Origin of the sequence: Streptomyces sp. NBC_01214, from assembly GCF_026340975.1 — a bacterium.
Classification (GTDB): domain Bacteria; phylum Actinomycetota; class Actinomycetes; order Streptomycetales; family Streptomycetaceae; genus Streptomyces.
The window spans coordinates 24,583-37,105 of sequence record NZ_JAPEOS010000002.1; the positions used below are offsets into that span (position 1 = coordinate 24,583).

A 12,523-nucleotide genomic window follows, 5' to 3' on the forward strand; every position below is an offset into this window, starting at 1 on the left:
CTCGGCAGGCCTGGCGGAGGCGCGTGCTCTTCCACCGTGCACTGGTGGCGCAGGGCGCGCGCCCCGTCTCGGTCGAAGCGCCGGCCGGGCTCCTCGACGGGGCCGTCAAGGCCCTGGGACCGGGGCGCCCCGCGCGGCTCCGGCACCGAGATCGAGGGACCCGGGCGGACCGGGACGCGGCCGCGGATCCGGTCCGGAAAGCCGAGGTCGCAGCAGGCCCGGGACCAGGCACGAAGGCGCGGCCAGACGGCCCCCGGGCCACCCTGCCCGGTGATCGGGAACGCCCCGGCGCGGCATCCGGGCGGCAGAAACGGCACTTGTCGGGTTACCGTTCGAGTGGCCGTTGCGGGCTTCTGCCGTTTGACACGGGGGCGGGTTGTACCGTCACACTCCGCAGCGTCGCCGTACTGCGACCGAGTGCCGACCGGAGAGAAGAGCCAAGTTGTCCCCGACTAGCGAGACCGCAAAGGGCGGCCGCCGACTCGTCATCGTCGAGTCCCCAGCCAAGGCGAAGACGATCAAGGGCTACCTCGGCCCCGGATACGTCGTCGAGGCGAGCGTCGGGCACATCCGCGACCTCCCGAACGGCGCGGCCGAGGTTCCCGACAAGTACACCGGTGAGGTCCGCCGCCTCGGTGTGGACGTCGAGCACGACTTCCAGCCGATCTACGTCGTCAACGCGGACAAGAAGGCCCAGGTCAGGAAGCTCAAGGAGCTGCTGGCCGAGTCCGACGAACTCTTCCTCGCCACCGATGAGGACCGCGAGGGCGAAGCCATCGCGTGGCACCTGCAGGAAGTCCTCAAGCCCAAGGTCCCCGTCCACCGGATGGTCTTCCACGAGATCACCAAGGACGCGATCCGCGACGCCGTCGCCAACCCGCGCGAGCTGAACCAGCGCATGGTCGACGCCCAGGAGACCCGCCGCATCCTCGACCGCCTCTACGGCTACGAGGTCTCGCCGGTCCTGTGGAAGAAGGTCATGCCGCGGCTGTCGGCCGGGCGCGTCCAGTCGGTGGCCACGCGTCTCGTCGTCGAGCGGGAGCGCGAGCGCATCGCCTTCCGTTCCGCCGAGTACTGGGACCTGACCGGCACCTTCTCCACCGGCCGGGCCGGTGACGCCTCCGACCCCTCGACGCTGGTCGCCCGCCTGAACACGGTGGACGGCAAGCGTGTGGCGCAGGGCCGCGACTTCGGCTCGAACGGGCAGCTCAAGAGCGAGGTGCTGCACCTCGACGAGGCGAACGCCCGGGCGCTCGCCGCCGCGCTGGCGGACACCTCGTTCGCCGTCCGGTCGGTCGAGTCCAAGCCGTACCGCCGTTCCCCGTACGCCCCCTTCCGTACGACGACGCTCCAGCAGGAGGCCTCGCGCAAGCTGGGCTTCGGTGCGAAGGCGACGATGCAGGTGGCGCAGAAGCTGTACGAGAACGGCTTCATCACCTACATGCGTACCGACTCCACCACGCTGTCCGACACCGCGGTGTCGGCGGCGCGGGCGCAGGTCACCCAGCTGTACGGGGCCGACTACCTGCCGGAGAAGCCGCGCGTCTACGCCGGCAAGGTCAAGAACGCGCAGGAGGCGCACGAGGCGATCCGTCCTTCGGGTGATCGTTTCCGCACCCCGGCCGAGACGGGTCTGACCGGCGACCAGTTCCGCCTGTACGAGCTGATCTGGAAGCGGACCGTCGCCTCCCAGATGAAGGACGCGGTCGGCAACAGCGTCACCGTGAAGATCGGCGGTCGCGCCTCGGACGGACGCGACGCCGAGTTCACCGCCTCCGGCAAGACGATCACCTTCCACGGCTTCATGAAGGCCTACGTCGAGGGCGCGGACGACCCGAACGCCGAGCTCGACGACCGCGAGAAGCGCCTGCCGCAGGTCGCGGAGGGCGACGCGCTCGCGGCCGAGGAGATCACGGCGGACGGGCACTCGACCAAGCCGCCGGCCCGCTACACCGAGGCCTCGCTGGTCAAGGAGCTCGAAGAGCGCGAGATCGGCCGTCCGTCGACGTACGCGTCGATCATCGGCACGATCCTCGACCGCGGCTACGTCTTCAAGAAGGGCACGGCGCTGGTGCCGTCCTTCCTGTCGTTCGCCGTGGTGAACCTGCTGGAGACGCACTTCGGGCGGCTCGTCGACTACGACTTCACCGCGAAGATGGAGGACGACCTCGACCGCATCGCGCGGGGCGAGGCCCAGTCCGTGCCGTGGCTGAAGCGGTTCTACTTCGGCTCGGAGGACGCGACCGAGGTCGTGCCGGCCGAGGGGGACCACCTCGGCGGCCTGAAGGAGCTGGTCACGGACCTCGGCGCGATCGACGCCAGGGAGATCTCCTCCTTCCCGGTCGGCGAGGGCATCGTGCTGCGCGTCGGCCGCTACGGGCCGTACGTGGAGCGCGGCGAGAAGGACGCGGAGGGCCACCAGCGGGCCGACGTCCCGGACGACATGGCTCCGGACGAGCTGACGGTCGCGTACGCGGAGGAGCTGTTCGCCAAGCCGAGCGGCGAGTTCCAGCTCGGCAAGGACCCGGTCAGCGGGAACGAGATCGTCGCCAAGGACGGTCGCTACGGGCCGTACGTGACGGAGATCCTTCCCGAGGGCACCCCGAAGACGGGCAAGAACGCGGTCAAGCCGCGGACGGCCTCGCTCTTCAAGTCCATGAACTTGGACACGGTCACCCTCGACGAGGCACTGAAGCTGATGTCGCTGCCGCGCGTGGTCGGCGCGGACGCGGAGGGCGTGGAGATCACGGCCCAGAACGGCCGCTACGGCCCGTACCTGAAGAAGGGCACGGACTCGCGGTCGCTGGAGACCGAGGACCAGCTCTTCTCGATCACGCTGGACGAGGCGCTCGCGATCTACGCGCAGCCCAAGCAGCGGGGCCGGGCCGCGGCCAAGCCGCCGCTGAAGGAACTGGGCACCGACCCGGTCAGCGAGAAGCCGGTGGTGGTCAAGGACGGCCGCTTCGGGCCGTACGTGACGGACGGCGAGACGAACGCGACGCTGCGGCGGGACGACGACGTCGAGACGATCACGCCGGAGCGGGGCTACGAGCTGCTCGCGGAGAAGCGGGCGAAGGGCCCGGCCAAGAAGGTGGCGAAGAAGGCCCCCGCCAAGAAGGCCCCGGCGAAGAAGGCGACGGCGACGAAGGCCGCTGCCGCGAAGAAGACGACGGCGGCCAAGAAGACGACCGCGAAGAAGACCGTGGCGAAGAAGGCGGCGACCAAGAAGACGGCCGCCGCGCCGGCCGCGGACGAGTAGTCGCTCGCACCATCAGCCCCGCCGGCGTTCGAGGCGCGGGGGCTCGGGGGCAGCGCCCCCGCAACGGCGCCGCACCCGGACCCTGGGCGCTCCTCGGGGTCCGGGCCCGGGGCGGAGCCCCGGAAGGTGGGTCCGGGGTCACACCCGGCCTCGTCCACAGGCTTCCGCACCCGCATAGTGCAGCGGATAGGCTGGGCGGATGACGCGAGCCGAGCAGCCGGCGGTCGTGACCGCCCCGGCGAATCCCACCTACGACGAAGCCCTAGCCGCGGATTCCCGCGAGCGTGCGGTGCGCGCACTGCTGCGCACTCCCAGGCTGCGCCGGCTGTGGAGCGCCCAGTTGGTGAGCGGCATCGGCGATGCCCTGGCCCTGCTGGTGCTGGTGCTGCTGGCCTTTCAGACAGCGGCCTCGGAAGGGGGCTTCGGCGGCGGGTACCGCGGCCAGGCCCTCGCCGTCGCCGCCGTCTTCGGGGTCCGGATCCTCGCCACCCTGCTCTTCGGCGCGGTCCTCCTCGGCCCGCTGGCCGGGCTGCTGGGCGCCGGTGGCAAGCTGGACCGCCGCTGGACCATGATCGGGGCCGACGGGGTCCGCCTCGGGCTCTTCGTCGTCGCCCCGCTGTGGCTCGACTGGATCCCGGCCCACGCGCTGATCGCGCTGCTGGCCACCGTCTTCGTCTCCGGCGCCGCCGAGCGAGTGTGGACCCTGGCCAAGGAGAGCGCGGCCCCCGCCCTGCTGCCCGCGCCGCCGCCGGAGGGGGCGACCGTACGGCCGCTCCCGGACCACCTGGACGCGCTGCGCCGGCTGACCCTGCGCACGTCCTTCGCGGCGCTCCCGATCGCCGCGGCCGCGCTGCTCGCCGCGACCCTGGTCGGCAAGGCTCTCGGCCTCGGCATCGACTGGTTCGCCGCGAACCAGGCCGCCCTCGGCTCGTACGTGGCCTCCGGCCTCTTCGCCGCCTCGGTCTCGCTGCTGCTGCCGCTGGTGCTGCCCGGCGGGGCGACCCCGCGTCCGCGTTCGCCGCTGGAGGGCCTGCGCACCCCCAAGGCGGGCGACCGGCCCGACAAGGGCCGTACGGGCGCCATCCCCCTCCTCGTCATGAGCTGCGCCGCGGTCGCCGGAGCGGTGTCCTGCGCCGTATCGGTGTCCGTACTGCACGCCTTCGACCTGGGCGGCGGCCCGGCAGCCTTCGCGCTGTTCGTCCTCGCGCTGGTCGGCGGCACCGCCGCCGGCATCCGCGCCACCCAGGCCGGCAAGGTGCTGCCCGCCCTGTCCCGCCGCCGGCTGCTGGCCCTCGCCATCGCGGTCACCGGGCTCGCGCTGCTGCTGACCGGGCTCGTCCCCGACACGGCGACCGTGCTGTTCCTCTCGCTGCTCGCCGGCACCGCCGCGGGCGTCGCGGCCAACACCGGCCACACCCTGCTGGACCAGGAGACCGAGGAGTTCCGGCGGGCCCGGATCACCGAGCACCTCCAGGCGGTCGTGCGGGTGGCCGTGGCGCTCGGCGCCGTCGCCGCGCCCGTCCTGGCCGCGGCCATCGGCCCGCACCGGCTGACCGGCGCCGAGGTCGTCTTCGCACACGGCGGCGCCGCCTTCACCCTGATGCTGGTTGGCGCCCTGCTGCTGCCGGTCGCCGTGGTGGTGCTCACCAAGGCCGACGACCGCCGGGGCGTGCCCCTGCGGCGGGACCTGCGCGAGGCGCTGCGCGGCGGGGAGCCCGCACAGGCGGCGTCCGCCACCGGGTTCTTCATCGCCCTGGAGGGCGGCGACGGGGCCGGCAAGTCCACCCAGGTCCAGGCGCTGGCCGACTGGATACGGGGCAAGGGCCACGAGGTCGTGGTGACCCGGGAGCCCGGGGCGACCCCCGTCGGCAAGCGGCTCCGCTCGATCCTGCTCGACATCTCTTCGGCCGGTCTGTCGAACCGCGCCGAGGCACTGCTGTACGCCGCCGACCGGGCGGAACACGTGGACACGGTGGTGCGCCCGGCCCTGGAGCGCGGCGCGGTCGTCATCTCGGACCGCTACATCGACTCCTCGGTGGCCTACCAGGGCGCCGGCCGTGACCTCTCCCCGACGGAGATCGCCAGGATTTCGCGCTGGGCCACCGACGGGCTCGTCCCGAACCTGACCGTGCTGCTCGACGTGTCGCCGGAGGCGGCGCGCGAGCGGTTCACGGAGGCGCCGGACCGGCTGGAGTCGGAGCCGACGGAGTTCCACGAGCGGGTGCGGTCCGGGTTCCTGACCCTCGCCGCGGCCGACCCCGGCCGCTACCTCGTGGTCGACGCGGGCCAGGACCCGGGGTCGGTGACCACCGTCGTACGGCACCGCCTCGACCGGATGCTTCCGCTCTCTGAGGCCGAGGTCGCCGCGCAGGCGGAGGCCCGGCGCCGCGCCGAGGAGGAGGCCCGGCGCAAGGCCGAGGAAGAGGCCGCCCGCAAGGCGGAGGAAGCGCGCCTGCGGGCCGAGGAAGAGGCCCGGCTGGCCCGGGAAGCCGAGGAAGCCCGGATCAAGGCCGAGGCGGAGGCCGCCCGTAGGGCGGAGGAAGAGCGGCTGCGGGCCGAGGAGGAGGCCCGGGCCCGGGCCGAGGCCGAGCGGCTGCGCCTGGAGGCCGAGGAGAAGGCGCGCGCGGCGGAGGCCGAGCGGCTGCGCCGGCAGGCCGAGGAGGAGGCCCGGCTGCGGGCCGAGGCCGAGGAACGGCGGCTGGAGAAGCAGCGGCGGGCCGAGGAGGCCCTGCTGAAGGCCGAGGAGGCGCGTCGGCTGGTGGCGGCGGAGTCGGCGGCCAAGGCGGCGGCTGCCGCGGCCGTGGCGGCCGCGGAGGCTGCTGCGGTCGCCCCGGTGGCTCCCGCGCCTGCCCCTGCGCCCGCCCCCGCCCCCGCCCCTGCGCCTGCGCCGAAGGTCGGCATGACCAAGAAGCCGGAGCCGGAGCCGGAGCCCCACCCGGGCGACGCGGTGACGGTGGAGACCCCGGTGGTCCCGGCGACTCCGGTGGCCCCGGAGGCCAAGCCGGTCAAGCGGGTCGTCCAGCCGGACGACGTCACCCAGACCGTCCCGGTGCCGAAGATCGATCCGGCCTCCGCCGCCGAGACGGCGGTGCTGCCGCCGGTGCGTCCGGTCGACGAGACCGCGGTGCTGCCGCCCGTGCGTCCGGCCGCCCCGCAGGCGCCGCAGTCCCCGCAGGCGCCGCAGGACAGTGGTACCGGGCGCGCCCGGTCCGCCACGCGGCCGACGGCCCAGCGCCCCGAGGAGAACCCGGCCGACCGGGTGCCGTCGGGCATCTTCCGGGACTCCGGCAACGACCGGACGCGGGAGCTCCCCGTCGTCGACGACGAGGGCCGGCCGCGCCGGCCGCGCCCGGACTGGGCCGAGGAGACCCCGCTGGACGACCTGCCGACGCTGGCGGACGAACTGCTGGGTCGCCACCGGGACGACGAGGACGGCGACGAGGGCGACCGGGGACCGCGCCGCCGCCGCTGACCTCGACGGGGACGGGATTGTCAGTGCCGCCCGCCACAATGGGTGCACGGAGAGTGAAAGGTGGTGGGCGGGATGCCCGTATGGGACGACCTGGTGGGACAGGAGCGGGTCCGGGCGCAGCTGGCCGCCGCCGCTCGCGACGCCGACGCGCTGGTCACGGCCATCACGGCCGGGACCGAGCCGCCCGCGGCGTCCAAGATGACCCACGCCTGGCTGTTCACCGGTCCGCCCGGATCCGGGCGGACCGCCGCCGCCCGGGCCTTCGCCGCCGCCCTCCAGTGCACCAGCCCCGACCGCGCCCTCGGTGGTGAGCCCGGCTGCGGGTTCTGCGACGGCTGCCACACCACGATGGTCGGCACGCACGCGGACGTCTCCACCGTCGTCGCGGTCGGCAGCCAGATCCTCGTCGACGACATGCGGGACACCGTCCGCAAGTCCTACACGTCCCCGGCCACCGGCCGCTGGCAGGTCATCCTGGTCGAGGACGCCGAGCGGCTGAACGAGAAGTCCGCCAATGCGGTCCTCAAGGCCGTGGAGGAGCCCGCGCCCCGCACGGTCTGGATGCTGTGCTCGCCCTCCGTGGAGGACGTGCTTCCGACCATCCGCTCCCGCTGCCGCCACCTCAACCTCAGCACTCCCTCGGTCGCCGCCGTCGCCGACATGCTGGTGCGGCGCGACGGCGTCGAGCCGACGGCGGCCCTGGCGGCCGCCCGGGTCACCCAGGGGCACGTCGACCGCGCCCGTCGGCTGGCCACCGACGAGGCGGCCCGGGAGCGCAGGGCGACGGTCCTGAAGCTCCCGCTCCGGGTGGACGACGTCGGGGCCTGCCTCAAGGCCGCCCAGGAGCTGGTGGACGCCGCCGCCGAGGACGCCAAGCAGGTCGCGGAGGAGGTCGACGCCAAGGAGACCGAGGAGCTGAGGACCGCGCTCGGCGCCTCAGCGGGCGCCGGCAGCCGGATGCCGCGCGGCACGGCGGGCGTGATGAAGGAGCTGGAGGACCGGCAGAAGCGCCGTCGCACCCGCACCCAGCGCGACACCCTCGAACTGGCGCTGACCGACCTCACCAGCTTCTACCGGGACGTCCTGGCCCTGCAGCTCGGCTCGTCCGTGGCCATCGCGAACGAGGAGATACGGCCCGACCTGGACCGGGTCGCCCGCGCCTCGGGCCCCGAGCGGACCCTGCGCCGGATCGAGGCGATCATCGCCTGCCGGGATTCCCTCGACCGCAATGTCGCCCCGCTCCTCGCGGTCGAGGCGATGACGATGGCCCTGCGCGCGGGCTGACCGCGTCCGGGCAGCCGGGGGGTGGTCCACACCCGGTTGACTGGCTCACCCGTGCGGGCGAACCGGTCGTGGGGGCTGGGTAGCGGCCGGTCCGTGCCGGTCCCGGCACGGACCACGGAAGGCGTGCGGCCGTCCGGTCCCGGACCGCCTGCTGACGTCCTCCGGTAAGACGTAGGCTCCGGAGATGGACACCAGTCGCCTGCTGCGCACCACCGGAACCGTGATCGCAGCTGCCGGGCTGCTGCTCTCCGGCTGCACCTCGGGCGGGCCGGGGGAGCCCCGGGCCGCCGCGTCCTCCCCACCGGAGTCCGCCACGGCCGCGGCGCAGCCGTCCCCCGACGCGGCCGCGCTGCGCCCGTACTACGCGCAGAAGCTGACCTGGCGCGACTGCGGTGTCCCCGGATTCCAGTGCTCCACCATGAAGGCCCCCCTGGACTATGCGAACCCCGGATCCGGCCAGGACGTCGACATCGCGGTGTCGCGCCGTACGGCCACCGGTCCCGGCAAGCGCCTCGGCTCGCTCGTGGTCAACCCGGGCGGCCCGGGCGGCTCCGGCATCGGCTACCTCCAGGCGTACGCGGGCATCGGCTATCCCGCGGCCGTCCGGGCCCAGTACGACATGGTGTCCTTCGATCCGCGCGGGGTGGAACGCAGCAGCCCCGTCGAGTGCCTGAGCGGCCCGGCCATGGACAAGTACACACAGGTGGACCAGACGCCGGACGACCCGGCCGAGCGGGCCGAGCTGGTGAAGGCCTTCAAGGAGTTCGCGGCCGCCTGCCAGACGAATTCCGGGCGGGTCCTGCCGCACGTCTCCACCGTCGACGCCGCCCGGGACATGGACCTGCTGCGCGCGCTGCTCGGGGACGAGAAGCTCAACTACGTCGGGGCCTCGTACGGCACCTTCCTGGGCGCCACGTACGCGGACCTCTTCCCGGGCCGGGTCGGCCGGCTGGTCCTGGACGGGGCGATGGACCCCGCCCGGCCCGCGCTCGAACTGAACCGGGACCAGACGGAGGGCTTCAACACGGCCTTCACCGCCTTCGCCAAGGACTGCGCGAAGCAGCCCGACTGCCCGCTCGGCAAGGGCGACCCGAACGCGGTGGAGGCGCGCCTGAAGGACTTCTTCCGCAAGGTCGACGCCCAGCCCGTGGCGAGCGGCGACCCGGACCGCCCGCTGGGCGAGGCCCTGGCGACGACCGGGGTGATCGCGGCGCTGTACGACGAGAGCGCCTGGCCGCAGCTGCGCGAGGCGCTCAGCTCGGCGATGAACGGCGACGGGTCGGGCCTGCTGAGCCTGGCCGATTCCTATTACGAGCGCGAGGCGGACGGCAAGTACGCCAACCTGATGTTCGCGAACGCCGCCGTCAACTGCCTCGACCAGCCCCCGGCCTTCAGCGGCCCCGAGGCCGTCGACACCGCCCTGCCGTCCTTCGAGAAGGCCTCCCCGGTCTTCGGCGCGGGCTTGGCCTGGGCCGCGCTGAACTGCACGTACTGGCCCGTGAAGGCCACCGGCAAGGCGAGGGAGCTGACCGCGAAGGGCGCCGCACCGATCGTGGTGGTGGGCACCACGCGCGACCCGGCGACCCCGTACAAGTGGGCCAAGGCGCTGGCCGGCCAACTCGACTCGGGCACGCTCCTCACCTACGACGGCGACGGCCACACCGCGTACGGGCGCGGCAGCACCTGCATCGACACCGCGATCAACCGCTACCTCCTGGAGGGCAAGGTCCCGCAGGACGGCAAGAAGTGCTGAGGCCGCCGCACCGGTAGGCGGCTTGCTCCCGGCGGGCCGCGGACGGTGTCGACCCGAAGTGCGTGCAGGTCGTGATCCACGCCGAGGACGACGACTGCTCCGGCCCGTGGATGTTCCACGACGGGGCGCTGGTGGAGGTGCCGCTGGCGCGCACGGAGCGGTTCCACCGGCCGGCCCCGCCGACGCAGGAGTTCCCGTCCGATCCCGGGTCCCTGTGGCGCACGGACGGTGAGCGGCTCCGGCTTCCCGAGCGGACCCCGGTGCACCTGCGGGACCCACGTCCGGCTCGGTAGCGAAACGTGCCGGTTATGAGGTGATCGCCCCGATCTGTGACCTACGTCGCGTCGCTGCGAAACCTGGTTCGGGGCACCCGTCCAGACCCTGTAGACTTGGCGCCGCTGCTGATGAGCGCCCCTCTTCGAGGGAACACTTGTCTGACCAGCGGTGCCGCCTTAGCTCAGTTGGCCAGAGCAACGCACTCGTAATGCGTAGGTCTCGGGTTCGAATCCCGAAGGCGGCTCAAGCGAAGCCCCGGGAATCACTCGCCGTGACCCGGGGCTTTTGCTATGCCCGGGCCGATCGGGGGCGGAGCGCGATGATCTTCTTGCCCTCGTGCGTGCCCATTGCGTGCCCGTCCGGCTGAGCGCCTGCGAGGGTGGCCTGCCCGTCAGATCGATCGGGCTCGGCCCGCAGCGCCTGCTCGATCCGGGGTCGACCTCCTGCCCGGCCCGCGCTGCTCCCGGCGAGGAGTACTGCGGGGTGCGGTCTTCACGTCGGTGCGGTCCGAGGGTGCGGTCGCCCGTCCTTGAACGGGCGCGGGCCCTGGCCTTCAAATCGGTTCGCTCCAGCCAGAGTTGTCTCCTCGGCGTGCCTCCTGCACCTCCGTCGCGGAGGCTTGTTGACGACGCGGGTCGCGCGCTAGCCTGGTGATGGGTCTCACACAGGGGAAAGCCCCGTGGACGCCGAATTGGGGGATGCACACGACAGAACACACAGCCCACCTGGTCAAGTAGGGGCAGGAGCGGGAGATGCCGGGCTGCACGCAGCTCCGGATGAATGCACTCCAGCTATGACCGCGCCCGAAGCGCAGGTGGACGTACTCGTCGCCGAGACCGGCGATCAGTGTGCTGTGGTGTTTCCGCCGTGCCCAGGGGTCTTCGTGTGAGGGTGCGCGTCGTGGACTTCCACAGCCGATCCGGAAAGGGCCGATCTGTGGTGTCCGTCATCGACCTTCTGAGTCCCAGGCACTTGCTGGCAGCGCTTCGCCTGATCCCGCTCATCCTGGTGTCCGTGCTGCTCGCTCCCGCGTGGCTTGCCTGGATCTTCCTTCCTCCGTCACGCCACGATGCGCTGATTCAAGTAATGCAGAAGCTGATCGAGTGGACCCGAGCGGCCAAGTAGCCGTTCGGCGTACCGACTCGCGCGGCCCCCCGGCGGCGGACGGTGCCCGCCGCCGGGGGGGTGCCTCTATGTCCTTCGTCAAGGACGTGGTGCCGGGTGTGAGGCTGTTTGGGGTGGTCATGCGGCGAGGGTGACGGTTGAGGTTCTGGACTCGTAGAAGGTGCCGTCGCGGAGCATGGCAAACAGGACGCTGATGCGTTGGCGGGCGAGCCGCAGGAGTGCCTGGGTGTGGGTCTTGCCGCGGGCTCTTTGCCGGTCGTAGTAGGTGCGTGAAGCCGGGTCGGCGTTCATGCAGGCGAAGGCGGAGAGGAACATGGCCCGTTTGAGCTGCCGGTTTCCGCCGCGGGGTGCGTGTTCGCCGTGGATCGAGGTGCCCGACGACTTGGTGGTGGGGGCGAGGCCCGCGTAGGAGGCGAGGTGGGCGGCACTGGGAAAGCCGGTGCCGTCGCCGACGGTGACCAGCAGGACTGCGGCGGTCCTGACTCCGACTCCCGGCATCGAGGTCAGGACCGGGTGAAGAGGGTGGGCCTCCAGCAGGGTGCTGATCTGGGTTTCCATTGCCCGGCGCTGGTCATGGACCGCGGCGAGCGAGGCGGCCAGGGACGGGATCACGATGTCGAGGGTGCCCGTGCCTGGAACGATGACGGTCTGCTCGTCGAGAGCGTCGAAGACCTCGTCGATCAGCCTCTGTGCCATCCGCGGGGCCTTGGGTCGGATGAGTTCGACGAGTCTGCGGCGGCCGGCCTTGCGCAGTGCGGCCGGGGATCCGTATCGCTCGAGGAGCCAGGTGACGGCCCGGTGGTCCAGTCGCGGGCCGAGCACGCGCTCCAGCGACGGGTGGAACTGGGTGAGCAGGCCCCGTATCCGGTTGGAGGTGCGGGTGGCTTCTGCGGCGAGGTCCTGATCGAAGCCGGTCAGCACCGTGAGCTCGGCGGTGATCTCGTCGGTCAGCTCCAGCGAACGCAAGGTGTGGGGCATGGTGCGGGCGGCGTCCGCGATGACCGCGGCGTCCTTCGCGTCGGTTTTCGCCTCTCCCGGGTAGAGGTCGGCGATCCGTCGCATGGCCAGTCCGGGCAGGTAGGCGACCTGGCAGCCCGCGTCCCGGGCGACGGTCAGGGGCAGAGCACCGATCGAGGCCGGCTGGTCCACGATCACCAGCACCGTGCCGAACTTCGCGGTCAGCTTGTCGAAGACGGCCCGCAGTTTCGGTTCGCTGTTGGGCATCGGCTTGTCGAAGACTTTCTTGCCCGCCGGCGTCAGTCCGTGGCCGTGGTGAGCTGTCTTGCCGACGTCCATACCCAGGAAGACGCCCACATCGCCGGTGTCTAACATCGCACCCCTCCCGGGTGGTTGA

The 12,523-nt window shown here is 72.5% G+C and carries 7 protein-coding genes and 1 tRNA gene; 7 read left to right on the forward strand and 1 reads right to left on the reverse strand.

Annotated elements, in window-relative coordinates; all coding sequences use genetic code 11:
• Window positions 1-442: 442 nt before the first annotated feature.
• The 7 genes from topA to OG594_RS24825 all read left to right on the forward strand — a co-directional run bounded on the left by topA (window position 443) and on the right by OG594_RS24825 (window position 11,169).
• On the forward strand, window positions 443-3,259 hold the full coding sequence (topA, locus tag OG594_RS24795; protein WP_266603297.1) for a type I DNA topoisomerase: 2,817 nt from the start codon (window positions 443-445) through the stop codon (window positions 3,257-3,259).
• A 199-nt stretch (window positions 3,260-3,458) separates the two neighbouring features.
• Complete coding sequence (gene tmk / locus OG594_RS24800; protein WP_266603299.1) at window positions 3,459-6,731, forward strand: dTMP kinase; 3,273 nt, start codon at window positions 3,459-3,461, stop codon at window positions 6,729-6,731.
• A 72-nt stretch (window positions 6,732-6,803) separates the two neighbouring features.
• Complete coding sequence (locus tag OG594_RS24805) at window positions 6,804-8,015, forward strand: DNA polymerase III subunit delta' (protein ID WP_266603301.1); 1,212 nt, start codon at window positions 6,804-6,806, stop codon at window positions 8,013-8,015.
• 184 nt (window positions 8,016-8,199) lie between these two features.
• Window positions 8,200-9,768, forward strand: a complete 1,569-nt coding sequence (locus OG594_RS24810) for an alpha/beta hydrolase (protein WP_266603303.1) — start codon at window positions 8,200-8,202, stop codon at window positions 9,766-9,768.
• A 62-nt stretch (window positions 9,769-9,830) separates the two neighbouring features.
• Window positions 9,831-10,061 (forward strand): hypothetical protein, encoded by a 231-nt coding sequence (locus OG594_RS24815; RefSeq protein ID WP_266603305.1) that lies wholly within the window; start codon window positions 9,831-9,833, stop codon window positions 10,059-10,061.
• Window positions 10,062-10,214: 153 nt separating this feature from the next.
• Window positions 10,215-10,288 (forward strand) — tRNA-Thr (locus OG594_RS24820).
• A 656-nt stretch (window positions 10,289-10,944) separates the two neighbouring features.
• Window positions 10,945-11,169, forward strand: coding sequence for a hypothetical protein (locus tag OG594_RS24825; RefSeq protein ID WP_266603307.1), 225 nt, complete (start codon window positions 10,945-10,947; stop codon window positions 11,167-11,169).
• Window positions 11,170-11,286: 117 nt separating this feature from the next.
• Here the strand turns inward: OG594_RS24825 and OG594_RS24830 are convergent, their stop codons facing one another.
• A complete protein-coding gene (locus OG594_RS24830; RefSeq protein ID WP_266603309.1) occupies window positions 11,287-12,501 on the reverse strand; it encodes an IS110 family transposase in 1,215 nt (404 codons plus the stop codon).
• Window positions 12,502-12,523: the final 22 nt, after the last annotated feature.

What these genes read in the sequence shown, in the direction of transcription:
- OG594_RS24830 (WP_266603309.1), bottom strand. Translation starts at nt 12,501, where the DNA reads ATGTTAGACACCGGCGATGTGGGCGTCTTCCTGGGTATGGACGTCGGC.
- OG594_RS24810 (WP_266603303.1), top strand. Translation starts at nt 8,200, where the DNA reads ATGGACACCAGTCGCCTGCTGCGCACCACCGGAACCGTGATCGCAGCT.
- tmk (WP_266603299.1), top strand. Translation starts at nt 3,459, where the DNA reads ATGACGCGAGCCGAGCAGCCGGCGGTCGTGACCGCCCCGGCGAATCCC.
- OG594_RS24805 (WP_266603301.1), top strand. Translation starts at nt 6,804, where the DNA reads ATGCCCGTATGGGACGACCTGGTGGGACAGGAGCGGGTCCGGGCGCAG.